Annotated in this window: 25 protein-coding genes and 2 tRNA genes; 10 read left to right on the top strand and 17 right to left on the bottom strand. The window is 67.6% G+C overall.

The window, feature by feature from the left end; all coding sequences use genetic code 11:
* Nucleotides 1-42: 42 nt before the first annotated feature.
* Entirely contained in the window at nucleotides 43-1,851 is a 1,809-nt protein-coding gene (gene lepA / locus J2728_RS12740) for a translation elongation factor 4 (protein ID WP_309999638.1), read from the bottom strand.
* A 141-nt stretch (nucleotides 1,852-1,992) separates the two neighbouring features.
* Between lepA and J2728_RS12735 the strand changes: the two genes are divergently transcribed.
* Complete coding sequence (locus J2728_RS12735; RefSeq protein WP_309999637.1) at nucleotides 1,993-2,607, top strand: DUF1134 domain-containing protein; 615 nt, start codon at nucleotides 1,993-1,995, stop codon at nucleotides 2,605-2,607.
* Between the two features lie 18 nt (nucleotides 2,608-2,625).
* Here the strand turns inward: J2728_RS12735 and J2728_RS12730 are convergent, their stop codons facing one another.
* From J2728_RS12730 to infC, 12 genes are all read right to left on the bottom strand, one after another.
* On the bottom strand, nucleotides 2,626-3,153 hold the full coding sequence (locus J2728_RS12730) for a TIGR00645 family protein (RefSeq protein WP_309999636.1): 528 nt from the start codon (nucleotides 3,151-3,153) through the stop codon (nucleotides 2,626-2,628).
* Nucleotides 3,154-3,215: 62 nt separating this feature from the next.
* A complete protein-coding gene (gene msrA / locus J2728_RS12725) occupies nucleotides 3,216-3,806 on the bottom strand; it encodes a peptide-methionine (S)-S-oxide reductase MsrA (RefSeq protein WP_309999635.1) in 591 nt (196 codons plus the stop codon).
* 52 nt (nucleotides 3,807-3,858) lie between these two features.
* A complete protein-coding gene (locus J2728_RS12720; protein WP_309999633.1) occupies nucleotides 3,859-4,155 on the bottom strand; it encodes a hypothetical protein in 297 nt (98 codons plus the stop codon).
* A complete protein-coding gene (locus tag J2728_RS12715) occupies nucleotides 4,134-4,436 on the bottom strand; it encodes a hypothetical protein (RefSeq protein ID WP_013080318.1) in 303 nt (100 codons plus the stop codon). The genes J2728_RS12720 and J2728_RS12715 overlap by 22 nt, the downstream gene beginning before the upstream one ends.
* Nucleotides 4,437-4,563: 127 nt before the next feature.
* Complete coding sequence (locus J2728_RS12710) at nucleotides 4,564-4,713, bottom strand: hypothetical protein (protein ID WP_106907222.1); 150 nt, start codon at nucleotides 4,711-4,713, stop codon at nucleotides 4,564-4,566.
* Between the two features lie 261 nt (nucleotides 4,714-4,974).
* A complete protein-coding gene (gene pheT / locus J2728_RS12705) occupies nucleotides 4,975-7,449 on the bottom strand; it encodes a phenylalanine--tRNA ligase subunit beta (RefSeq protein WP_309999631.1) in 2,475 nt (824 codons plus the stop codon).
* Nucleotides 7,450-7,585: 136 nt separating this feature from the next.
* Entirely contained in the window at nucleotides 7,586-8,659 is a 1,074-nt protein-coding gene (pheS, locus tag J2728_RS12700; protein ID WP_066683042.1) for a phenylalanine--tRNA ligase subunit alpha, read from the bottom strand.
* 121 nt (nucleotides 8,660-8,780) lie between these two features.
* Entirely contained in the window at nucleotides 8,781-9,137 is a 357-nt protein-coding gene (rplT, locus tag J2728_RS12695; protein ID WP_013080315.1) for a 50S ribosomal protein L20, read from the bottom strand.
* Between the two features lie 15 nt (nucleotides 9,138-9,152).
* Complete coding sequence (rpmI, locus tag J2728_RS12690) at nucleotides 9,153-9,353, bottom strand: 50S ribosomal protein L35 (protein ID WP_062099735.1); 201 nt, start codon at nucleotides 9,351-9,353, stop codon at nucleotides 9,153-9,155.
* Nucleotides 9,354-9,530: 177 nt separating this feature from the next.
* The gene (locus J2728_RS12685) at nucleotides 9,531-10,724 is read right to left on the bottom strand and encodes an MFS transporter (protein ID WP_309999625.1); all 1,194 of its coding nucleotides are present in this window, start codon (nucleotides 10,722-10,724) and stop codon (nucleotides 9,531-9,533) included.
* A 50-nt stretch (nucleotides 10,725-10,774) separates the two neighbouring features.
* Entirely contained in the window at nucleotides 10,775-12,709 is a 1,935-nt protein-coding gene (locus J2728_RS12680; protein ID WP_404979753.1) for an alpha/beta hydrolase family protein, read from the bottom strand.
* A gap of 130 nt (nucleotides 12,710-12,839) precedes the next feature.
* Nucleotides 12,840-13,361 carry a translation initiation factor IF-3 gene (gene infC / locus J2728_RS12675; RefSeq protein WP_309999624.1) on the bottom strand — a complete coding sequence of 174 codons (522 nt, stop codon included), beginning with the start codon at nucleotides 13,359-13,361 and terminating at the stop codon, nucleotides 12,840-12,842.
* Here infC and J2728_RS12670 point away from each other — a divergent pair.
* Complete coding sequence (locus J2728_RS12670; RefSeq protein WP_310000122.1) at nucleotides 13,269-13,640, top strand: hypothetical protein; 372 nt, start codon at nucleotides 13,269-13,271, stop codon at nucleotides 13,638-13,640. The genes infC and J2728_RS12670 overlap by 93 nt on opposite strands.
* A 70-nt stretch (nucleotides 13,641-13,710) precedes the next feature.
* A complete protein-coding gene (locus J2728_RS12665; RefSeq protein WP_041538343.1) occupies nucleotides 13,711-14,310 on the top strand; it encodes a YitT family protein in 600 nt (199 codons plus the stop codon).
* A 6-nt stretch (nucleotides 14,311-14,316) separates the two neighbouring features.
* Here the strand turns inward: J2728_RS12665 and J2728_RS12660 are convergent, their stop codons facing one another.
* Both J2728_RS12660 and J2728_RS12655 read right to left on the bottom strand, forming a co-directional pair.
* Nucleotides 14,317-15,291 carry a glycosyltransferase family 9 protein gene (locus tag J2728_RS12660; protein ID WP_309999620.1) on the bottom strand — a complete coding sequence of 325 codons (975 nt, stop codon included), beginning with the start codon at nucleotides 15,289-15,291 and terminating at the stop codon, nucleotides 14,317-14,319.
* Nucleotides 15,288-16,469, bottom strand: a complete 1,182-nt coding sequence (locus J2728_RS12655) for a glycosyltransferase family 4 protein (protein WP_309999618.1) — start codon at nucleotides 16,467-16,469, stop codon at nucleotides 15,288-15,290. The genes J2728_RS12660 and J2728_RS12655 overlap by 4 nt, the downstream gene beginning before the upstream one ends.
* 57 nt (nucleotides 16,470-16,526) lie before the next feature.
* Between J2728_RS12655 and J2728_RS12650 the strand changes: the two genes are divergently transcribed.
* Complete coding sequence (locus tag J2728_RS12650) at nucleotides 16,527-17,399, top strand: alpha/beta fold hydrolase (RefSeq protein ID WP_309999617.1); 873 nt, start codon at nucleotides 16,527-16,529, stop codon at nucleotides 17,397-17,399.
* A gap of 4 nt (nucleotides 17,400-17,403) precedes the next feature.
* Here J2728_RS12650 and J2728_RS12645 read toward each other — a convergent pair whose 3' ends face one another.
* A complete protein-coding gene (locus tag J2728_RS12645; protein ID WP_309999615.1) occupies nucleotides 17,404-18,264 on the bottom strand; it encodes an SDR family oxidoreductase in 861 nt (286 codons plus the stop codon).
* A 171-nt stretch (nucleotides 18,265-18,435) separates the two neighbouring features.
* On the opposite strand from J2728_RS12645, the gene J2728_RS12640 reads away from it, so the two are divergent.
* The 5 genes from J2728_RS12640 to J2728_RS12620 all read left to right on the top strand — a co-directional run bounded on the left by J2728_RS12640 (nucleotide 18,436) and on the right by J2728_RS12620 (nucleotide 21,776).
* A tRNA-Gly gene (locus J2728_RS12640) sits at nucleotides 18,436-18,510 on the top strand.
* A gap of 49 nt (nucleotides 18,511-18,559) precedes the next feature.
* Nucleotides 18,560-18,634: transfer RNA gene (locus J2728_RS12635), tRNA-Gly, on the top strand.
* A 93-nt stretch (nucleotides 18,635-18,727) separates the two neighbouring features.
* Entirely contained in the window at nucleotides 18,728-20,494 is a 1,767-nt protein-coding gene (locus J2728_RS12630; protein WP_309999612.1) for a DUF885 domain-containing protein, read from the top strand.
* A gap of 188 nt (nucleotides 20,495-20,682) precedes the next feature.
* Nucleotides 20,683-21,054 (top strand): helix-turn-helix domain-containing protein, encoded by a 372-nt coding sequence (locus tag J2728_RS12625; protein WP_309999611.1) that lies wholly within the window; start codon nucleotides 20,683-20,685, stop codon nucleotides 21,052-21,054.
* Nucleotides 21,051-21,776 carry a DUF6456 domain-containing protein gene (locus J2728_RS12620; protein ID WP_309999610.1) on the top strand — a complete coding sequence of 242 codons (726 nt, stop codon included), beginning with the start codon at nucleotides 21,051-21,053 and terminating at the stop codon, nucleotides 21,774-21,776. The genes J2728_RS12625 and J2728_RS12620 overlap by 4 nt, the downstream gene beginning before the upstream one ends.
* A gap of 3 nt (nucleotides 21,777-21,779) precedes the next feature.
* Here the strand turns inward: J2728_RS12620 and J2728_RS12615 are convergent, their stop codons facing one another.
* Entirely contained in the window at nucleotides 21,780-22,529 is a 750-nt protein-coding gene (locus J2728_RS12615) for a glucose 1-dehydrogenase (protein ID WP_309999609.1), read from the bottom strand.
* Between the two features lie 363 nt (nucleotides 22,530-22,892).
* Here J2728_RS12615 and J2728_RS12610 point away from each other — a divergent pair, with 363 nt between their 5' ends.
* Nucleotides 22,893-23,681 carry a MipA/OmpV family protein gene (locus J2728_RS12610; RefSeq protein WP_309999607.1) on the top strand — a complete coding sequence of 263 codons (789 nt, stop codon included), beginning with the start codon at nucleotides 22,893-22,895 and terminating at the stop codon, nucleotides 23,679-23,681.
* The last annotated feature ends 1 nt before the right edge of the window (nucleotide 23,682 follow it).

Genomic DNA, 23,682 nt, shown 5'->3' with positions numbered 1-23,682 from the left:
GGGGGCGCTCTAAACCCAACGATCCGGCGCCAACCGCCCCGATCAATCCTCGTCCATCTTCAGGGCGGCGATGAAGGCTTCCTGCGGGATCTCGACCTTGCCGAACTGGCGCATCCGCTTCTTGCCTTCCTTCTGCTTGTCCAGAAGCTTGCGCTTGCGGCTGGCGTCGCCGCCGTAGCACTTGGCGGTCACGTCCTTGCGCAGGGCGCGGACGGTTTCGCGGGCGATGATGCGGCCGCCGATGGCGGCCTGGATCGGGATGACGAACATGTGCTGGGGGATGAGCTCCTTCATCTTCTCGCACATGCCCCGGCCGCGGCTTTCGGCGCGGCTGCGGTGGACCAGCATCGACAGGGCGTCGACGGGCTCGCTGTTGACCAGGATCGACATCTTCACCAGGTCGCCGGCGCGGTAGTCCTCCAGCTGGTAGTCGAAGCTGGCGTAGCCCTTCGAGATCGACTTCAGGCGGTCGTAGAAGTCGAAGACAACCTCGTTCAGCGGCAGGTCGTAGACGACCATGGCGCGGCTGCCGACGTAGCTGAGTTCGCGCTGCATGCCGCGGCGGTCCTGGCACAGCTTGATGACGCCGCCCAGGTACTCGTCGGGGGTGAAGATCGTGGCCTTGATCCAGGGCTCGGCGATCTCCTCGATCTGCATGACGTCGGGCAGGTCGGCGGGGTTGTGCAGCTCGACCTCGTCGCCGTTGCGCAGCTTGATCTTGTAGACCACCGAGGGGGCGGTCGCGATCAGGTCGAGGTCGAACTCGCGGGACAGGCGCTCCTGGATGATCTCCAGGTGGAGGAGGCCCAGGAACCCGCAGCGGAAGCCGAAGCCCAGGGCGGCGCTGCTCTCCATCTCGTAGGTGAAGCTGGCGTCGTTGAGGCGCAGCTTGCCGACGGCGGCGCGCAGGTCCTCGAAGTCGGCGGCGTCGACCGGGAAGAGGCCGCAGAACACGACCGGGACCACTTCCTTGAAGCCCTTGAGCGGGGCGGCGGTGGGCTTCTTCTCGTCGGTGATGGTGTCGCCGACGGCGGCGTCGGCCACTTCCTTGATGGAGGCGGTGAAGAAGCCGACCTCGCCGGGGCCCAGGTACTCGACGTCGGTGGCCTTGGGCGTGAAGACGCCGACCTTGTCGATGCGGTGGGTGGCGCCGGTCTGCATCATGCGGACCTGCTGGCCGGCCTTCAGGGTCCCGTCGAAGATGCGGACCAGGACGACGACGCCGAGGTAGGCGTCGTACCAGGCGTCGACCAGCAGGGCCTTCAGCGGGGCGTTGGGGTCGCCCTTGGGCGGGGGCAGGCGGGTGACGATGGCCTCGAGCACGTCGGGGATGCCCAGGCCGGTCTTGGCCGAGCACTCGACGGCGTCGGAGGCGTCCAGGCCGATGACGTCCTCGATCTGGGCCTTGACGCGGTCGACGTCGGCGGCGGGCAAATCAACCTTGTTCAGGACCGGGACGATCTCGTGGTTGTTGTCGATGGCCTGGTAGACGTTGGCCAGGGTCTGGGCTTCCACGCCTTGCGAGGCGTCGACGACCAGGATCGAGCCTTCGCAGGCGGCCAGGGACCGGCTGACCTCGTAGGCGAAGTCGACGTGGCCGGGGGTGTCCATCAGGTTGAGGATGTAGGTCTCGCCGTCATTGGCCTTGTAGGTCAGGCGCACGGTCTGCGCCTTGATGGTGATCCCGCGCTCCTTCTCGATGTCCATGTTGTCCAGCACCTGCGCGCTCATCTCGCGCGCGGTGAGGCCGCCGGTGGTCTGGATCAGGCGGTCGGACAGCGTGGACTTGCCGTGGTCGATGTGCGCCACGATGGAAAAGTTACGGATCTTGTCGAGAGGCGTCGAAGTCATGAGCGAGCCTCTAGCACATTTGGCCCGCTTCGCGAGGGGGCGGCGGGAGGACATGCTTAACCGCGCGTTAAGTTTGGGGCCGCAAACCCGTCTCAATGGCTTGCAACAGTGTTGCAAAGTAATCGACCTGGAGGCCCACCCATGGACCGTCGCAAGCTGATCCTCTCCGGCGCCGCCGCCGGCCTGACCGCCTCGGCGACCGACGCCTTGGCCCGGCAGGCCAATCCGCCGCCGGCGGGGTCCAGCGGCCCGGTCTACGAGACCGGGGGCGCCTCGACCTATTCGCGCGACGAGATGGTCCGCGCCACCTCTGACTTCCTGGGCGTGACGGCCGAAAGCGCGGGCGCGGCGGTGGAGCGCGTGTTCAAGGACAAGGGCCAGCCCACCGGCTACATCGCCGGCGAGGAAGGCTCGGGCGCGTTCATCGCGGGCCTGCGCTATGGCCGGGGCCTATTGTATATGAAGGGCCGTCCGACGCTGGAGGTCTTCTGGCAAGGCCCCTCGGTGGGCTGGGATTGGGGCGGCAACGCGAGCCGTGTCTTCACCCTCTGCTATAACCTGCAGTATCCCGACGCCATCTTCCGCCGGTTCCCGGGCGTCGAAGGCAGCGCCTATCTGGTGGGCGGCCTGGGCGTGAACTACCAGAAGGCCGACGAGATCACCCTGGCGCCGATCCGCGCGGGCGTTGGTCTGCGGCTGGGCGCCAACATCGGCTACCTCGGCTATAGCCGGAAGCGCCGGACGCTGCCGTTCTAGGAACCAGCGTGGAGAAGCCTAGTGCTTCTCCACCTTGCCGTTCAGCCAGTCCATCACGGCCAGCAGCACGCCGGACACGACGAACGACAGGTGCACGATCACCAGCCAGAACAGGCGCACCTGATCGACGGGCTGGCCAGATTCGGTCAGCTTGAGGAACGCCTTCAGCAGGGCGATGGCCGAGATCGCCACGATCGAGGCGATGAGCTTCATCTTCAGGCCCGAGAAATCGACCGTCCCCATCCAGTCGGGCCGATCCTCGTGGCTGGCCGTGTCGATCTTCGAGACGAAGTTCTCGTAGCCGGACAGGATCACGATCACGAGCAGGTTCGCGGCCAGGGAGAGGTCGATGAGCGACAGCGCCAGCAGAATGGCGTCCTCGGGCTTCATCGACAGGACGCGCGGCAGCTCGTGAGCCAGTTCCTGGAAGAAGACGACGATCAGCGCCGCGAGAGCGACGACCAAGCCGACATAGAACGGCGCCATCAGCCAGCGCGAGGCGAACAGGCCGCGCTCGAGCCACATCTCCAGAACTGGTTTCTTCATCAAGACCTCCGCGTGGGTGGGCAACCTAGCGGCGGAGGACGGCGAACGCTACCTCGCGGCGGCTATCGACCCCACACTTGCGCCAGCCGCGCGTCGCGGCCGCAGCCCAGGCGGTAGGCGTTGTAGTTGGCCGCGTTCCGCTTGGCGTAGTCGCGGTGGTATTCCTCGGCCGGATAGAAGGTTTGCAGCGGCAGGATCTGGGCCTTCATCGTCCCGGTCTTCAGGCGCTTGGCGGCCTCGGCGCGGGACTTCTCGGCGATCGGGCGCTGGGTCGGCGTGACGAACAGCGCCGGACGGTAGGACGGGCCGCGGTCGCAGAACTGGCCGCCGTCGTCGGTCGGATCAACCAGCTTCCAATAGCGATAGAGCAGGAAGCCGTAGTCCAGCTTGGCGGGGTCGTAGGTGACGCGGACGGCCTCGTAGTGGCCGCTGCGCTCGCTGGTGACGTCGCGATAGGTCGGGTTCTTGACGTGGCCGCCGGTGTAGCCGCTCTCGACCTTCAGCACGCCCGGGACGCCGCCCATGTCGTGCTCCATGCACCAGAAGCAGCCGCCGGCGAAGACGGCGGTCTCGGTCTTCGGGGCGGCGAGCGCGGGCGCGCCGGCGGCGAACAGCGCCAAGGCGGTGGCGAGGAGGGCAAACAGGCGGCGCATCGTGGTCTCCGGAGGCGTACTCATTTCAGATACGCACGAGAGCGCCGATTGGTTACTGTCGCCAGCCGAACCCGACCCCATGCACGGCCGGACAGGCGGCCAGGCGCGAGGCCAGGGCCTCGGCGCGGGCGTCGCCCTGGTCGTCGATCTCGAGTCGAATGGCCATGTGCTGGCCCTCGGGAGCGGCGGACAGGGCGCGCAGCCGCGCCTGCTGCACCGAGGCCACGCCCAGGACGCGCATCAGGGCGTCGGGCGTGTCCTCGGCGGTTACGAGGAAGAGGCGGCGCCTAAGAGAAGCAAAGGTGTCTTCTTCCGGTTTGAGGTCCTCTACGCGCACGGACGGACCCACTGGTGCTCTACCGAGGCCGAGCTCACGCCCGGCCAGGCGGCGAGGTCGCGGGCCAGAAGGCGGGCCGCTTGGTCGCCCAGATGGCGCACGCGCAGCGAGGCTTCGACGATCTGACCGACGGGCTTCAGGGTCAGGCCGCACAGTTCGGCGCCGCTGTCGGCCAGGCCTTGGCGAACGGCGTCGAGCGCGCTGGGCGCGTCCTGCGCGGCCAGCAGCAACTGGTGCACGGTGACGCCGTCGGCGTCGCTGTGGAAGGCGGGTGGAGAGGGTAGGTAGCTCATCGAGGTGGTCCTTGGATTTGAGAGACTTGGAGGACCGAGGAACCGCGCAACAAAAAAGCCCCGCTCGTGGGAGCGGGGCTTTTTTGGAGATCTTGCGATCCTTCGGCTTTGGGTCTGGTAGGGTTCCCTACCGTTGCTTGCGCCGATTTTGCCCCGTTCGAACTCGCACGGTTTTAATCTGGTTAATCATATTCCACATCGACACCGCGCACGACATCGCGGCCACGGCGGCGAGGCCGGTGGTCACGAAAGCGGCGAAGGCGAAGGTCGATTGCATGTGGAAGCGATGACTCCAGTGAGCGCTTCTTACAGGTAGCGTGACATTTGGCGCCGCGCAAGGGCCCGCGCCCAGCAGGGACGTTCGGTCGCGGAGGGGGCGGGTTTTGCCCGTGGTGAGGCTTGGCGCCTGGAAAGTGGACAATCCTCCCCCCGTGGGGGAGGGAGGCCGAAGGCCGGAGGGGGGAGTGACCGCCTCGGCAGGACTTCCCCCTCCGGCCGCTTCGCGGACACCTCCCCCGCTAGGGGGAGGGTCTAGAACCTACGACCGCAGCTTGCCGCCGGCCTTCTCGGCCGCCGCCACGACCTTGGCCGACAGGGCCTCGATCTCGGCGTCCGTGAGGGTGGCGTCGCGGGGCTGGACCACGACCTCGATCGCGATCGACTTGAAGCCCTCCGGCACGCCGGGGCCTTCGTAGACGTCGAACACGCGCGCGGCGGTGATCAGCGCCTTGTCGGCGCCGGCGGCGGCCTTCACGAGATCGCCGGCGGCCTTGGTCTTCTCGACCAGGAAGGCGAAGTCGCGGGTCAGCGGCATCAGGGCCGAGGGTGAGAAGGCCGGGCGCGTCTTGACCGACTTCTTCTTCGGCTCGGGGATCGCCTCCAGGGTGATCTCGAAGCCGTAGACCGGGCCGGCCACGTCGAGGGCCTTCAGGACCGCCGGGTGGATCTCGCCGAACTCGGCCATCACCGCCTTGGGGCCCAGTTGCAGGCGCGCCGAGCGGCCCGGGTGCCACCAGGACGAGGCCGAGCCCTGCGCCGTTTGCAGCGAGGCGACAGGCGCGCCCAGCTCCTCCAGCAGGGCCAGCAGATCGGCTTTCACCGTGAACACGTCGCCTTGCGCCGCCTTGTCCCAGCCGCGCGGGGCCTTGGGGACCAGGATCGCCGAGACGACGGTGCGCTGATCGTTCGGCTTGTCGCCGTGGAAGGTCGGGCCGATCTCGAACAGGGCCGCGTCGGGGAAGCCCTGGCGGGCGTTGCGGCCAGCGGCCTCGATCAGGTTGGGCAGCAGCGACGGGCGCATGCAGTCCAGCTCCGAGGCGATCGGATTGGCCAGGACCAGCTCGGCCGCGCCGCCGCCGAATAGCTCGGCGGTCTCGCGGCTGGTGAAGCTGAAGGTCACGGCCTCGGCGTAGCCGGCGGCGGCGAGCGCCCGACGCGCCGCGCGGGCGCGGGCCTGCTTGGCGGTCAGCACGCCGCCGACGGCGCGGGGAACTTCCGGCAGGGGCGTCGAGGGCAGGGCGCCGTAGCCGGCGATGCGGGCGACTTCTTCCACCAGGTCGGCCTTGCCTTCCAAGTCACGGCGGAAGGTCGGCGGCGTGACGCGGACCAAGCTTTCGGCGTGGGTGACGAAGTCGGCGGCCGACACGTCCTTGGGCGGCTCGACCGTGAAGCCAAGGTCACGCAGGATCTGCAGCGACCGTTCCGGCTCGATCTCCAGTCCCGACAGCTGGCCGACATAGGCCGGGTCGAACAGGATCGGACCCGGCGCGGCCGGGGCCTCGCCGGCGACAACGATCTCCGACGGCTGGCCGCCGCACAGCTCAACGATCAGCTTGGTGGCCAGCTCGAGGCCCGGCACGACCGAGCCGGTGTCGACCGTCCGGGCGAAGCGGTACTGGGCGTCGCTGTTGATGCCGGTGGCGCGGCCCGTCTGGGCGATGCGGATCGGCTCGAACCAGGCGCTCTCGATGAAGACATCCACGGTCTCGTCCGAGCAACCGGTGCTCTCGCCGCCCATGACGCCGCCCAGGCCGATCGGGCGGTTGCCCTGGGCGTCGGCGATCACGCACATCTCCGGCGTGACGTCGTAGGTCTTGCCGTCCAGCGCGATCAGCTGCTCGTCGTGATGCTCGGCGGGCGAGGGTTGATCGCCCGGCGTGATCTCGGCCTTGCCGCGGCCCAGTCGAGCCTCGATCGTCGCGCCGACCAGCTTGGCCGCGTCGTAGACGTGCAGCGGGCGGGCGCGGTCGTAGGAGATCAGGTTGGTGACGTCCACCAGGGCGTTGATCGGGCGCAGGCCAATGGCGGTCAGGCGATCCTGCAGCCACTTGGGCGAGGGACCGTTCTTGACGCCCTTGATCAGACGGCCGGCGAACACCGGGCAGGCCTCGCCGTCCACCTTGACGGTGATCGGGCAAGGGAAGGTCCCGGCGACCGGCGCGATCGACAGGTCCTTCAGCTTGCCCACGCCCGCGGCGGCAAGGTCGCGGGCGATGCCGGCGACGCCCAGCCAGTCGGGACGGTTGGGGGTGACCTCGAAGTCGATGACGGCTTCCAGGCCGAGCGCGTCGACGGCTGGCGTGCCGACCGCCAGGCTGTCGGGCAGCTCCATGATGCCGTCGCTCTCGGTGGCGTATTCCAGCTCGGCGGCCGAGCAGAGCATGCCGTTCGAGACGACGCCGCGCACCGGCTTCTCGACCAGGGTCACGCCCAGGCCCGGCACATAGGCGCCGATCGGGGCGTAGATGGTGGTCAGGCCCGCGCGGGCGTTCGGCGCGCCGCAGACGATCTCCTTGCGGCCATCGACGGTGTCGACCTGGCAGACCTGCAGACGGTCGGCGTTCGGGTGGCGGGCGGCCTCGACGATCTTGCAGACCGTGAAGGGCTTGAGCTTCGTCGCCGGGTCGATGACGTGCTCGACCTCGAGCCCGGCCATGGTCATGGCCGCGACGATCTCGGGGACGGTGGCGGTGGTCTCAAGGTGATCCTTGAGCCAGGACAGGGTGAATTTCATGGTCCGTCTCTCAAAATCCTCCCCCTCTGGGGGAGGGGGACCGCGAAGCGGTGGAGGGGGGAGTAGCTGCAAGCGTTGCGCTGACTTCCCCCTCACCCGGCTTCGCCGGGAGCTCCCCCGCTGGGGGGAGCATTGTTCAGCTCAGGCCGCTGGCCGGGTTCGGCGCGGCGAAGGCGCTAAAGCCGTAGTGCGACAGCCAGCGGACGTCCGACGACCACATGTCGCGCAGGTCCGGCATGCCGTACTTCAGCATGCCCAGGCGGTCGACGCCCATGCCGAAGGCGAAGCCCTGGTACTCGTCCGGATCGATGCCGCAGGCGCGCAGGACGTTCGGGTGAACCATCCCGCAGCCCAGGATCTCGAGCCAGCTGGTGCCCTGGCCGATCTTGATCTCGCCGCCCGAGCGGTCGCACTGCACGTCCATCTCGGCCGACGGCTCGGTGAACGGGAAGTGGTGCGGACGGAACTGGGTGGTGACCGCGTCGGTCTCGAAGAACCGCGCCAGGAAGGTCTCCAGGGTCCACTTCAGGTGGCCCATGTGGATGCCCTTGTCGATCACCAGGCCCTCGACCTGGTGGAACACCGGCGTGTGGGTGGCGTCGTTGTCCACGCGATAGGTGCGGCCCGGCGCGATGATGCGGATCGGCGGCTTCTGCGACACCATGGTCCGCACCTGCACGGGGCTGGTGTGGGTGCGCAGAAGCATGCGTTCGCCCGTTTCCTTCGTATTGAAGAAGAAGGTGTCATGCATCTCGCGGGCCGGGTGCTTCTCGGGGAAGTTCAGAGCCGTGAAGTTGTGGAAGTCGTCCTCGATGTCCGGACCTTCGGCGACGGCGAAGCCCATCTCGGCGAAGACCGCGACGATCTCGTCCATGGTCTGCATGGTCGGGTGGACCGAGCCCTTGCGGCGGTAGGGCGCGGGCAGCGACAGATCGAGGGTCTCGCTGGCCAGGCGCGCGTCCAGCTCTGCGGCTTCGAGCGCGGCCTTCTTGGCGGCGATGGCCTCGGTGACCTTGTCGCGCAAAGCGTTGATCGCCGCGCCCTGGGTCTTGCGCTCCTCGGGGCTCATCGCGCCCAGGGTTTTCAGCAGGCCCGAGATCGAGCCGGTCTTGCCGACGGCGGCCACGCGGACCGCGTCGAGCGTCGAGAGATCGCCAGCGGCGGCCACCTGGGCCAGCACATCGGCTTCGAGGGTGTTGAGATCGGTCATGACGGGCATCCGTCTAGAGGATTTGGTCGCGGGGGAGTAGGGGAGCGCGCAGCAAAAAGCCCTCCGGTTCGCACCGGAGGGCTTTTCAGGATCGATTGGGCTTCGAAAAACCCAGATGTCCTTAGGCCAGGGCGGCGCGAACCTTGTCGGCGATGGCCTTGAACGCAACCGGATCGGCGCCGGCGATGTCGGCGAGGACCTTACGGTCCATCACGATACCCGCCACGTCTAGGCCGTGGATAAATTGCGAGTAGGTGAAGCCTTCCAGGCGAGCGCCGGCGTTGATGCGCTGGATCCACAGCGAACGGAAGGCGCGCTTGCGCACCTTGCGGTCGCGGTAGGCGTATTGGCCGGCCTTGTCGACCGCGGCCTTCGCCGTACGGATGGTGTTCTTGCGGCGCCCGTAGAAGCCCTTGGCTTGCTCGAGAACCTTCTTGTGCTTGGCGTGGGCGACGACGCCCCGTTTAACGCGAGCCATGTGTCAGCGCTCCTCTTAAAGGCCGTAGGGCAGGTAGGTCTTGATGATCTTGGCGTCGGCCTCGCTCATCACCTTCGTGCCGCGCTGTTGGCGGATGTACTTGCCATTGTGACCGATCAGGCGGTGGCGCTTGCCGGCGACGCCGGCCTTCAGCTTGCCCGTGGCGGTCAGTTTGAAGCGCTTTTTGGCGCCCGATTTCGTCTTCAACTTCGGCATTTCGCGTCGGAGCTTTCGCCCCGTCCTCTGGAAGCATGACGAACCGCCATGGCATGCCAATGGCCAGGCGGTTCCGGAAAGGCGGCGTTGCTACAGGAAAGACTCGCCTCTGGCAAGGGTTCGCGGCGCGGCGGTCGAAAAGCGCGGACGGTTTCGACGTCCGCCCCGCGACCAGGATCAAGCGGCGGTCTTGGTCCGGCGCACGATCGTCAGAGCCAGGGCGATCGCCGGAATCATCAGCGCCGACCCCAGCCAGTAGGGGCCGCCCGTCGCGAGGCCGAACAGCGGGCCGGCGGTCAAGGGGCCGGCGATCCGCGCCAGCGAGCCCGCCGCCATGTTCAGGCCCAGCATCTGTCCCTGCCGGTCCGGCGGGCTGGCGCGGGAGATCAGAGCCGCCACGCAGGGGAAGACCAGGGACTGGCCGAACGCCGTGAAGCCCACGGCGACGATGGCCAGGCTGGCATGCGGCGCGAAGGGCGTGACGAACAGACTCAGCAGGATGATGACAAGACCCGTGGTCAGCACGCGGCTCTCGCCGAACCGTCGGGCCAGGCGGCCGGTCAGCACGCCTTGGCCTAGGGAGGCGATCACGCCGATGACCGCGAAGCACAGTCCAACCTCGCGCGGTCCCCACGAAAAGCGCGCGTTGGCCCAGAGGCCGAAGATCGACTCCATGCCCGCGAAGGCGCCGGTCGAGACCAGGGTGACCAGCAGAACGCGCGACAGGATCGGGTGGGCGGCGGCCTGGGCCAAGGCCTCGCCGCGTCCGGGCTGGGGCGCGCCGGACGCCATGCCGATCCGACTTTCGGTGACAAAGGCGACGACGCCGATCGCGGCGGCCGCGGCCATGCCCGCGGCGACGAACAGCGGAATCTGGAAGCCTAGTTGTCCGGCGCTGGGGTGGGCCAGCAGTCCGCCCAGCGACGGGCCGATGACGAAGCCCGCGCCGAACGCCGCGCCCAGCAGGCCCATGCGCCCGGCCCGCTTTTCGGGCGGCGTCACATCGGCCATGTACCCCTGGATCGTCGAGATGTTGCCGCTGCCGAAGCCGCCGACCAGGCGGATGGCCATGGCGATCCAGATGTTCGGCGCGAAGGCCAGCGCCACATAGGCGATGGCGTTGGCCAGGATCGTGACGATCAGCACCGGACGCCGGCCGACGCGGTCGGACATCCGGCCCCAGAACGGCTCGCCGAAGAACTGCCCCAGGCTGTAGGCGGCGAACATCGTCGTCACCTGCCATGGGGCGGCGTCCAGAGCCGTGGCGTAGAACGGCAGCAACGGGATGACCACGCCAAAACCCACCAGGTTGACGAAGACAACCAGGAGCAGGACGGCCAAGGCGCGGGTGCTGTGAGCGGTATCGGACATCGCGGGCGGGGTTTACCCCCGAACCCACCGCTTGGCGACCGCTCTTGTGATCACTCCGGTGGGTTGTGCTTTTCGACGAAGGCGACGGTCTCGGTCAGCATCTTCAGTCGCGTGGCGCCGCGTGACAGCCAGTGGTCCTCGCTCTCCAGGGTGACGAACGCATAAGGCTTGCCGGCCTTCTTCAGGGCGTCGGCCATGATCTGGCTCTGGTCGTAGCGCACGACCGTATCGTCCTTGCCGTGGATCAGCAGCACGGGGATCTCGACCTTGTCGGCCAGGCGGGCCGGCGAGATCGCCACCAGGTCGGGGTCCTTGATGCCGTCGGCGCCCATGAAGCGCAGCCAGTAGCGCTGGGCGGCCGACATCGCGCCATTGTGGACGTCGCGCACCGAGATCAGCATCTTCTTGATGTCGGAGGGGCCGGCCACCGAGACCGCGCATCGATAGACGCCTTGGTCCAGCGTGGCGCCCGCCAGCGCCGCGTAGCCGCCATAGGACGCCCCGACGATGCAGACGCGCCTGGGGTCGACGATTCCCTGCTTGGCCAGGTCCCGGACACCGTCGGACAGGTCCGTCTGCATCTTCTTGCCCCACTCGCCGAAGCCCGCCTTGACGAAGTCCCAGCCAAAGCCTTCCGAACCTCGGAAGTTGGGCCGCAGCACGGCGTAGCCGCGCGAGGCCAGAGCCTGGCTCCACCAGTCGAAACCAGGCGTGTCGCGCCCTTCCGGGCCACCGTGCGGCAGCACGATCAGAGGCAGGTTTTTTGGATCGCGGCCCTTGGGCAGCGTCAGGTATCCGGTGATCTCCAGTCCGTCGGCCGCCTTGTACTTGATCGGGCGCACCGGCGAGACCGCCTCGGCGCCGAGGTCCTTGTAGACGACGCCCAGCCAACTGGCCCGCTTGGTGTCGAGGTCGATCAGCGCGTAGGCGGGACCGTCCACGGCCGAGTCGACCAGAACGACCACGCGCTTTCGGTTGCGTGACCAGGACGCCAGGCTGACCCGGTCGCCCTTGAAGGCCTTGGTCACGGCGTCCCAGGCTTTCTGGCTGACGGGATCGAAGAAGGTGTAGGCGAGGTCGTCGCCCTTCAACGCATAGCCGCCCAGCAGGCCGAGGTTGTCGGGGTCGTGCAGGAGGCCGCTCAGATCGAGACCGCCAGGGAGGTCCTCGTAGGCGCCCACCCCGCGATACTCCCGCAGGATGCTGGCGTTCTTGTCGTCGGTGCGCCAGACCAGCACCGACTTGCCGTCGCGGCCAAAGCCGGAAAGCCCGTAGGAGCCCATCGGCGCATCCGCCTCGTCGACTGTCTTCCAGCCGGCGCCGATCTTCATCCGCAGGGCCCAGCGCCCCTTCTTGCCGTCATAGAGCGATTGCGCGACCGGCTCGCCCGCGGCGTCGACCAGCCAGCCATCGGTTTCCGCGCGCGCGCCGCCGTCCAGCATGCGCGTGGCGCCGTCCTTCAGATTGATCCGAAAGAGGGTGTTGACGCCCGAGTTGTCGACGAAATGGACCCCCTCGACGAAGGCGACGGGTTGGTCGCCGATCGTGCGAACCATCGGTCGGTCGAGGATCACGTTCATCGAGTCGGGCTGGGAGCGCAGCAGCAGCGTCTGCTTGCGCGTGACCAGGTTGAAGTCGACGGCCATCAGGTATTCGCGGGTCGGCCCCCGCAGGCCGTAGACGTCCGCGGTTTGCGAGGAGACCATGATGACGTGGTCCTCGCCGCCCCATAGGACGCTCCGCAGCTTGGCCTTGGACGCTTTCACGCCGCCCAGCATCTCGCCATTCAATTTGCGGACGGCGAGAACGCGATCTTCGCCGTTGGTCATGATCAGCGCCAGCTTCGAGCCGTCGGGCGAGATCGTCACCCCCTCGAACTGCGGCAATCGCCCGTAGATCGCCAGATCGGGTTTTTCAGCCCCAAACGCCACGCTGGAGCACAGAGCAAAGCAGGCCGCCCCCGCGGCCAATAGCGACTTGATCACAAGAGACTCCCCAACCCCGCGAAAAATCTATCACGGGTTGAGGAGCTGTCGAGATGCTCGATCGAATAGATAAAACAAAACGCCCCGGCCGTGGGGCCGGGGCGTCTTGATCTTTACCTGTGATCCAATCCTAGCGCGGCGCCAGGATCATGATCATTTGTCGGCCTTCCATGCGCGGCTCGTATTCGACCTTGGCGACCTCGTCGAAGTCGGCCTTGACCTGCTGGAGCAGCTTCATGCCAAGTTCCGGGTGCGCCATTTCGCGGCCGCGGAAGCGCAGGGTCACCTTGACCTTGTCGCCTTCCTCGAAGAAGCGGAACATCGACTTGGCTTTGACGTCGTAGTCATGCTTGTCGATGTTGGGGCGGAGCTTGATTTCCTTGAGCTCGACGACCTTTTGCCGCTTGCGCGCCTCGTTCTTCTTCTTCTGCTCCTGGAACTTGAACTTGCCGTAGTCCAAGATCTTGCAGACGGGAGGATTGGCGTTCGGAACGATTTCCACCAGGTCCAAGCCAGCCTCCTCGGCCGCTTCCAGGGCGGCGGACGTCGGCATCTCGCCTTGCTTCTCGCCATTTTGGTCGATCAGCAGGACGCGGGGGACACGGATTTCATCGTTGATACGCGGCCCGTCCTTGACGGGCGGCGTTTGCATAGGACGGCGAATAGGGGCGGCTCCGAGGCTGTTGATAGGGTAGGGCTGAACGCGTACGCGCCGCGCTGGGCGCGCCGCGAGAAACTGATATATGACGCGCCGGCCGCGCTCTATCAAGCGAAGGCGGTTAAAGAGACGTCGCCGGACCGAGTTTTTTCGGGGGCGGAGTTCTTTCCGATCCGGCTGAGTTCACCGGGCTGGGTAAAAAAGGCTCCAACTGAAAAGTTTGGGGCATTTTTCGACCCAATACCGTTTCGCACTTACCAGAAAATGCTCTAGAGGGGCGGCTAGGGGGAAACGGCGAGGCGGGGATGCGTGTCATCCTGACGAAGACCCCTGCCTGATCTCCATGAATCCGCATCGTCATACCGCGTTGGAGGACGTTCACGCCCTCCTGATCGGCTCCAGCTTCATCGCTGTCGGCCTAACCCTGCTGAAGGCCGCGGGCCTGGTCACGGGCGGCGTCGCCGGGGTGGCGCTGATCGTCTCGTACCTGAGCGGCTGGCCAGTGGGCGTGGTGTTCTTCGTGCTGAACCTGCCGTTCTATGTGCTGGCCCAGCGCACCCTGGGATGGATGTTCACCTTCAAGACCCTGGCGACGAACCTGCTGTTGGCCGGCTTCGCCTACGCCATGCCGCATTGGCTGAAGGTGACGGGCGTCGATCCGATCTTCGCGGCGATCTTCGGCGGCACGATCGTCGGCATGGGCATCCTGGCCTTGGCCCGGCATCGCTCCAGCGTGGGCGGGATTGGGGTGCTGGCCCTCTATCTGCAGGAGCGGCGGGGGATCAGCGCCGGCAAGGTGCAGATGGCGGCCGATTGCGTGGTCGTGGCCACCGCCTTCTTCACGATCAGCTTCGACAAGCTGCTGCTGTCGATCGCCAGCGCCGTGGCGCTGAGCGCGGTGATCATCGCCAACCACAAGCCGGGGCGCTACGCCGGGTACTAAGGCGCCTTAGCGCGTCGTCAGCGCCATGGCCGCGCCAGCCACCGTGCTGACCGGCAGGGCTTGCAGGTCGGGCGAGCGGATCACGGTCACATGGCCGCGGGGCGCGCAGAGGTCCGGATCGGAGGCGTCCGAGAACAGGGCGATCGTCGGCGCGCCGGCGGCGGCCAGCAGGTGCGTCGGGCCGGTGTCGTTGCCCACGGCCAGCGCCGCCTTGGCGCCGAGTAGGGCGAGCTGGGCGAAGTCGGTGCGGCCGGTCAGGTCACGCGCGCCGGCGGCCGCCTTCTGGATCTGGCGCGCCATGGCGCTTTCCTGTGGACCGCCAATGATGACGATGTCGAAGCCGCGCGCCTTCAGCAGCGAGGCCAGTTGGGCGTAGAACTCGACGGGCCAGCGCTTCTCGGGCCTGTGGGCCGAACCGCCGGGCACCAGCAACACATAGGGCTTGGGCTTGGCGGCACCCGGAACGGGGGGCGGCTCTTTTTTCCGCTTTCGAAGAATCCAGGACAGGTCCGGCGCCGGGGCGCTGCCCGGCTCGGTCGGCGCGTCGGGCCATATGCCGGCGGCTTTCAGCTGGTCGGCCTGCCGCTCCAGCGTGTGCATGCCCAGGCGAGCCTTGCCCTTCTGCGGCAGCGCGCAGCCGAAGGCGATGCCGTTCCACTGCGGCGGGAAGGGGCGCAGCAGCTGGAAGTACCAGTTGGTGCGGCTGTTGGTCTGGAGGTCGTAGACCCGGTCATAGCCCGCTTTTCGGATCCGGCCGATCATGGACAGCGTCTCGGCGAAATCGCCAGGGCGGCCGTCGGTCTCCACAGCGTTGAAATAGGGGCTGAGCTTGGCCAGCGCTTCGAATGGCGGCGTGGTCAGCAGGGTGATCTTGGCCTTGGGATGCGCCTCGCGAATCTTCTTCATCGCGGCCAGGGCCAGGACGAAGTCGCCCAGCGCGCCCAGCTTGATGACCAGGACCTTCTTGATCTCCTTGCTCACGACGCGTGCTCCATGCCGCGGGCCCGCAACACGCGAGCATAGACATCGAGAGTGGCTTCGCACATCGCGTCCACAGAGTACAACCGCCGTGCTCTGGCGCGGGCGGCTTGACCCATCCCCTGGCGTCGCGAGGCGCCCGCCTCGGCGGCTTCCAGGAGCGCGTTGGCCCAGGCCTCGGCGTCCCCGGGTTTCACCAGCCAGCCGGTTTCTCCCAGGACCACCGTCTCACGCGTCGCGCCGTGATCGGCGGCCATGACCGGGCGACCCATGACCTGCGGCTCGACCGCCGTCCGCCCGAACGCCTCGGGCTCCAGCGAGGGCGCGATGGCGAGATCCGCGAGCATGTAGGCGGCCGGCATGTCGTCGCAGTGACCGACCAGCTTGACCCGATCCTCGAGGCCAGCGGTGGCGATGGCGTTCGTCAGTTCGGCGCGATAGCCCTTGCGGCCCTGGTCGTCGCCCGCCAGCAGCAGCAGGATCCGATCCTCGCCGCGCGCCTTCAGCAGCGTCATGGCCTCGATCATCAGGCCCTGGCCCTTCCAGCGGGTCAGGCGGCCCGCTAGCAGCACCTTGAGCCGGCGCTCGTCCGGCGCGACGCCCCAGGTCTCGGCCAGGCCCTTCACGCGATCACCGCCGACCATCCCGGGTTCGAAGCGCGACAGGTCCACGCCGCGCGGGATGGCGACCACCTTCTCGGGCGGGATGCCGTGCTCCTGGATCACATGCAGGCGGGTATATTCCGAATTGGCGATGACGAGGTCGCCCTTGGTCATCACCGCGTTGTACCAGCGCTTGAGGTTCGAGCGGGCGTTGTAGACGCCGTGATAGGTGGCGACGAAGGGGGTCTTGGTGGCGTGGGCGGCCCACAGGGCGCTGAACGCCGGCGCGCGCGAGCGCGCGTGGACCAGGCTGACCTTCTCGCGCCGGATCAGGTCGATCAGCCGCGCGGCGTTGCCCAGCATGACCAGAGGGTTCTTGGACTGGGCCGGCATTTGCGCCAGGCGCCCGCCGTCGGCCGTCAGGCGCGCGGCCATCCGCCCGCCCTTGGTCGCGACCAGGGCCTTGCCGCCTTGCGCCACCACCGCGTGCGCGACATCAATCGTCGTCTGCTCCGCGCCGCCGGTTTCCAGCTCCGGCGTCACTTGCAGCAGGGTGAAATCGGGAGGTAGGTCGGACACACGACTCTCGCGAGGACAACGCGGGGCTGTAAGTAGCGAAAGGATCGAGGCGACGCCATGACCGAATCCCCAGGCGCCCTAAAGCGCGAAGACGGCTCCCGGCTCGCTTTCCGACGCATTTCGGGAGAGGGCGCGACGGTCGTGTGGCTGGGCGGCTTCCATTCCGACATGACCGGGACCAAGGCCCAGGTGCTGGCCGAGCAGGCCATGGCGAGCGGCGGTTCGTATGTTCGCTTCGACTATTTCGGCCACGGCGAGTCCGAGGGCGCGTTCAAGGACGGCGCGATCAGCCGCTGGCGCGAGGACGCGCTGGCGGTCATCGACGAGCTGACCGAAGGGCCGCTGGTGCTGGTCGGATCGTCCATGGGCGGCTGGCTGGCGTGCCTGGCGGCCATCGCGCGGCCGGACCGGGTCAAGGCGATGGTGCTGATCGCGCCCGCGCCCGACTTCACCGAAAAGCTGATGGCGCCCGAACTCTCCGACGAGGCCAAGGCCGCGATCGCCCGCGACGGCTTCTGGATCCGCCCTTCCGAATACGACGACGGGGGCTATCCGATCACCCGCCACCTTCTGGAAGATGGGGCGCGGTGGTCGATCCTGCCGGGGGCCGTGCCGATCGACATACCCGTCCGCGTGCTGCAAGGCGGCGCGGATCCGGATGTGCCGTGGACCCACGCCCTTGAACTGGCCAACGCCCTGACCAGCCAGGACGTCGTCTTCACCCTGATCAAGGACGGGGACCATCGCCTTTCGCGGCCCCAGGACCTGGAGCGCCTGGTCGCCGCTGTCGCCGAGGCGAAAGGCCTGGCCGAGCCGGAGGAGGGCGACCTCGTCTCGCGCCGTTTGGCCCGCGCCGCGCGGCTGCGCAACGCGGCGGGGCTCGAGGCCGTGGGCATCACGCCGCGATCGCCGGCGATCGACGACGAGTAAGCGCTCAGCCGCCCGCCTTCAGGATCGCCTTCAGCCCCTCGCGATAGGTCGGATAGGCGGGCCGCCAGCCCAACTCGGCCTTGGCGCGCGCGTTCGAGACGCGCTTGTTCTCCGCGTAGAAACGGCGGGTCGCGGGTGAGAGGCCCAGTTCGTTGAACGGCAGGTCCGGCGGGACGGGTGCGCCCAGCAGGTGGGCGGCGTGCTCCATCACGTCCTGCGGCGGCGCGGGCTCGTCGTCGACCAGGTTGTAGACGCCGCCCGCGCGGGGCTTGTCCAGCGAGGCCAGCAGTCCCGAGACGATGTCGTCGACGTGTATGCGGCTGAACACCTGGCCCGGCTTGACGATGCGGCGGCCTTCGCCGGCGCGCAGGCGATCCAGAGCGCTGCGGCCTGGCCCATAGATGCCGGGCAAGCGGAAAGCCGTGACCGTCAGGCCCATGCCGCGCCCGACCTCCTGCCAGTCGCGCTCGGCGCCAACCCGGCGCGCGCCTTCGACCGATTGGGCCTTCAGCGGCGAGGTCTCGAACACCCAGCGCCCGTCGAAGTCGCCATAGACTCCGGTCGTCGACAGGTAACCGATCCAGTCGGGAAAGGCCTGGGCGTGGGCGAGGGCGGGGACGATCGATTCGAGCGCGGGGCAGCCGTCCGGCCCCGGCGGAGCGGTGATCAGAATCGCCTTCACACCCGTCAACGCCCGCGCCATGGCGTCGCGATCGTCCGGATCGACGGCCACGACGCCGTTCGCGCCGAGTATCCGCGCCTGATCGGCGCTCCGCGCGCTGGCCGCGACTTCCCAGCCGCGCGCCCGTAAGGCCTCGGCGAAAGCCGCTCCCACATAGCCAAGACCGAACACGAACAGACGCAACGCCAGGACTCCGCCCCAAGATCGCCAAGTGAAAAACCTAGCCGAAACGGGGCTGGATCAAGCCGTGGAAAAAAGCCGCTTCGCAACCCCTCAAAGGGCGCTTGCAAACCGCGAAGCGCTCTGCCATAAGCCGCCTCCTCGTCGCGGGGCGCTTCACCAAGCCCCTCCGATGCGGGCGTAGCTCAGTGGTAGAGCGCCACCTTGCCAAGGTGGATGTCGAGAGTTCGAATCTCTTCGCCCGCTCCATTCCCTCCCTTTCGGGACGGGCTGGAGGAGACCATATCTCGCGAATAGCGCGGGCGTAGCTCAGTGGTAGAGCGCCACCTTGCCAAGGTGGATGTCGAGAGTTCGAATCTCTTCGCCCGCTCCATTCTCGGTTCTTTCCGATATTGGACATTTCGGACCGCGTCGCGGTCCACGCCGGCGTCTCGCTCGGGGACGAGCGTTCGCTTAAGCTGCGCGCATGACTCGCATCGCACCTTGGCGCGCCGCTCTCGTCGGCGTCTGTCTCACCGCCCTGACCGCGTCGGCCGCGTGGGCTGGTCCCTCCGAAACCTTGATGGGGCTCGTGGCGCGGTTCGAAGCGCTGGGCGGCGGCGATGAGGATCCCGACTCCGGCGGCGCCGCCGAGGCGCGCTGGCGCCTGCCCGATGTCACCCCCGCCGCCGACGCCGCGCGCCTGGTCAAGCTGAAGGCCATCCGGGCCGAACTGACCGCGATGGGAACGTCCAGGCTTTCGGAAGACGAGGCTCTAACCCGCGAGCTTCTTCTATGGACCGCGAGCGATCGTATCGAGGCGGCGAGCTTCGACGAATCCCGCCTGCCGTTCAGCAGCGACGGCGGCTTCGACGTGATGATGCTGTATCGCGCCAGCGGGCTACGCCTGAAGGACGAGGGCGAGGCGCGCCGCTGGATCGCGCTGCTGAACCGCATGCCCGACTGGTACGCGGTCAATATCGAGAACGCCCGTCGCGGCGTGAGGACGGGCTTCGTCCAGGCGGTTCCGACCGCGCGGACCGTGCTCGAGCGGGCCCAGCGCGCCGCCGCCACGCCGCTGGCGGAAGACCCTTTGTTGGCGCCGTTGCGGGCCCTGCCGGCGGGCATCCCCGACGCGACGCGCGCGGCGCTGATGGCGGAGGGCGAAAGCGCCGTGACGACCAAGGTCGCTCCGGCCCGGGCCAGCTTCGTCGAGTTCATGACCGAGGAATACGTCCCTCACGCCGCCAAGAGCCTGGCGGCCTCGGATCTGACGGACGGCAAGCGCTACTACGCCTTCCTGGCCCGTCGGCACACCACGACGACCATGACGCCGGACCAGATTCACGACATCGGCCAGGCCGAGGTCGCGCGCATCCGGGGGCGGATGCTGGAGACGATGCGGGCGGCTGGCTTCGAGGGCGACTTGCCGGCCTTCATCGCCATGCTGCGAAAGGATCCGCGCTTCTACGCGACCAGCCGTCAACAGCTCTTGGAGAAGGCCAGCGAGATCGCCAAGCGCGCCGATGACCAGCTGCCGGCCCACTTCGGCGTCCTGCCGCGCCTGACCTATGGCGTGCGGCCCGTGCCGGCCGCCATCGAGAAGGGCTACACCACGGGCCGCTACTTCGGCGGCGATCCGAAGGTTGGCCGCGCGGGCGGGTTGATGATCAACACCTCGGAACTGGATCAGCGGCCGCTCTATGAGCTGCCCGCCCTGGTGCTGCACGAAGGCGCGCCCGGTCACCACATCCAGACCTCGCTGGCCCAGGAGCAGACCGGCGCGCCGGAGTTCCGCAAGAGCCTCTATTTCACCGCTTTCGGCGAGGGCTGGGGTCTCTATTCGGAGTGGCTGGGCGAGGAGATGGGGATCTATCGCGACCCCTACGAACTGTTCGGCCGCCTGTCCTACGAGATGTGGCGGGCCTGCCGCCTGGTCGCGGACACCGGCATCCATTGGAAGCACTGGAGTCTGGACCAGGCGCGCGCCTGTTTCACCGACAATACCGCCCTGTCGCCGGTCAATATCGAGGTCGAGCTGAAGCGCTACGTGTCGTGGCCCGGGCAGGCGCTGGCCTACAAGGTCGGCGAGTTGAAGATCCTGGAACTGCGTCGCCGCGCCGAGCGGGCGCTGGGTCCACGCTTTGACGAGCGCGCGTTCCACGACGTGGTGCTGTTGGACGGCTCGCTGCCCCTGGCGGTGCTGGAGCGCCGAATCGACGCGTGGATCGCCGAGCGGAAGGCGAAGCGTTGAAGGGGGAGGGCGCCGCGTCCGATGGCGCGAGCGCTCGTCAAGCCACGGGATTTCGCGACAAGCTCTCCTGATCTTTCAATGGCTTGACCTCCTGAGTCTCGTGAAAATAGGAATATCTTCCTCTGCGTGGGAAAATAAACCTATAGTGGCGCTATCCGACCTACTCGCGGTCGGGAGGAGAGAGCGCCATGTTGGTTCATGCCCTTGAGGATATCTGGGTCATCACGCCCGATCCTAGACGCGACCGCCTGATGGCGGGTTTCGTCACCCAGCTCGTTTCCCTGGCCACCGGGATTCCCGCCGCCGAGATCAACACGGCCCGCCGGACCACCAACGCCGCCGTACGCGCGCGGCATCTGGCCATCTACCTGACCCACATCACCTTCCACTGGCCGCTGCATCGGGTGGCCTATGCCTTCGGCCGCGACCGGACCACCTGCGGGCACGCCTGCCGCAAGATCGAGGACTTGCGCGAGAACGTCGACTTCGATCGTCGCCTGGCAGAGCTGGAAGCTTGCCTGCGCCAGGCGCCGGCTCACTCGGAGGCCCTGCCGCTATGAGCGCGACGTTCGATCAAGAGCTGGAAGCCCGTCGTCAGGCCGAGCGCGCCATGCGTCTGTTGGCGCGCCCGGGCGCGGTGGTCGAAGCCCAGGGCGACGGCTATGGCGTGCGGCTGGGGGCCAGCCGTCGCCGGCGCGTGATGCTTACGCTCGATGAAGCCGGTTTCCAGGCTCTAGCCCGCGAGGCGACGCTGAAGGTTCGTTCGCTGGGCGGCTGGACCATGACCGCCAGGCCCGAACCCCTGTCGCCGCCACCGCCGGGCCGCCCCGGCGTGATCGAGGAAGAGGTCATTCTGCCCGACGCGTCCAAGCCGGTGCGGAAGAACCTGGGCGAGTCGCCGATCGCCTGGCTGGCGCGCCGCCGCGATCGGAACGGACAGCCCTGGTTGACGCCAATCGAGGCGGCCGCCGGCGAACGCCTGCGCGAGGAGTTCGAGCGCCTGGGAACGCAAGGGCGGCTGACCATGCGCTGGGACGCCGCGCGGGTTGACGGCGGACCGCCCGGACTGGCATCCGCCGAACGAAACCACGCCGCCCGCCAGCGGATCGCCTCGGCCTTGGCGGCGGCGGGGCCGGGTCTGCGTGAAATTCTCGAGCGCGTCTGCCTGATGGGCTCGGCCCTCGAAGCCGCCGAATCCGCGCTGAAGCTGCCGCGCCGGACGGGCAAGACGGTCCTGAAACTCGCCCTGCAGCGCCTGGCGCGGCACTATCGGATGGTCTGAGGATCAGCGGTTGCCGCCGGCCGCCGCGATCACCTCACCGGTGATCCAGAAGCTGTCGGGCGAGGCCAGGAAGGTCGCGATCGGCGCGATGTCCGAGGGCTGACCCACGCGGCCCAGGGCCGTGCTCGCCACGATCTGGGCCTCGAAGTCCGAACCCATGATGCCAGCGGTGTGGGTGCCTTCGGTCTCGACAGCGCCTGGCGCGATCGCGTTGACGCGGATCTTGCGCGGCCCAAGTTCCTTGGCCAGCACGCGGGTGATCGCGTCCACCGAGGCCTTGGTGGCCGTGTAGATCGAGAAGGCCGGGAGCTCCAGCGTCACCGCCGAGGAGCTGATGTTGATGATGCCGCCGCCATCCGGACCCATGCGTTTGGCCGCCTCCTGGGAGGCCAGCAGCAGGCCCAGCACGTTGGTGTCGAATTGGCGATGGAACTCGGCCTCGGTGACCGCCTCCAGCGGCGTGAAGGCGTAGACGCCGGCGTTGTTGACCAGGATGTCGATGCTTCCGAAGGCCGTCTGGGCTTCGTCGAACAGCCGGGTGACGTCCTCGGGCTTGGCGACAGAGCCCTGGACGGCGATGGCCTTGCCGCCAGCGGCGGTGATCTCGGCGACGACCTTCTCGGCGCCGGCTCGGTCGGACGCGTAGTTGACCGCCACCGCCGCGCCCTGGGCCGCCAGCGCCTTGGCGATCCCCGCCCCAATCCCCTTCGACGCGCCGGTCACCACGGCCGTCTTGCCCGCGAGCTTACTCATGATCTGTCTCTCCATCGCCCAATTGGCGATCGGTTAGACATTTAGATAAGTGTCGAAGTGATTCAATGGGAGAGGCTGGATTTTTGGCGTGTCGCTGTGTCGGTACCAGTTAGAACCGTCCCGATTTCCAGTTGGAATTGTCAACAATGCGAATCAATCGCATCTTGAAGGCTTTTTATTGTCACGACCTTTCTTCGCCAAAAGCGGACCTTGGCACCTGGCCAGAATGTGGACGCGCCGAAAGCGATCTAGAAGACGAGGGACCTGTCGTCGCTCGCGCAAAGCCCGCGGCTGAAAGCTCCGTGTAAGCTTGAGCTCGCATACCCCGGCCGCCGCACGAAAGCGGACTTGTCGGACCTGAGTATGATGAAGCTCCCCCTTCTGACCCTGAGCCTGATCCTTTCGGCGGCCAGCGCCGCGCGCGCCCAGGACGAGGACGGCTTGCGCCTCTCCCTGGGCGTGGCTGGCGCCTATCGCCCCGAGTTCAAAGGCTCCAAGGACTATGAGTTCAAGCCCCTGCCCTTCGTGGCCCTGCGCTATGGCCGGGGCGACTACTACGTGGCCCTCGAAGGCCCCTCGCTGCGCGTCAATCTCGTACCCGGCGGGTTCGTGGAGGCCGGCCCGGTGATCACCTATGACCGCGGCCGCGATGATGACATCAAGAACCTGACCGTGCGCCGTTTGGGCGAGATCGACGCCGCCGTGAACGCCGGTGTGTTCATTCGCAAGCGCTTCGACGTCGGGCAGGACTCCTTGTCGGTCGGGATCGAGGCCCTGACCGACACCGGCAAGGTCCACGAAGGCAAGCTGGCGCGCTTCGAGGTCGCTTACGACCGTGAATTGACCGACCGCTGGAGCCTGGGTGTGGACGCTTCGGCGACCTGGGCCGACCGCAAGTACATGCGGACCTATTATGGCGTCTCGGCGACGGGGGCCTCGGCCAGCGGCCTGACGCCCTACGCCGCCAAGGCCGGGGTTGAGTCCGTGGATGTCGGCGCCAGCTTGCGTTACCAGATCAGCGATCGCTGGAGCGCCCTGGCGCGGGGCGGCTATAGCCGGCTCGTTGACAGCGCGGCCGACAGCCCCATAGTCGCCCGCGAGGGCTCCGCCAATCAGGGCCAACTCGTCTTCGCCCTGATGTACAGCTTCTGAC

This window comes from Caulobacter segnis (assembly GCF_031454995.1).
In the GTDB taxonomy this organism is placed as follows: Bacteria; Pseudomonadota; Alphaproteobacteria; order Caulobacterales; family Caulobacteraceae; genus Caulobacter; species Caulobacter segnis_E.
This window is presented reverse-complemented; position numbering and strand designations above follow the sequence as displayed.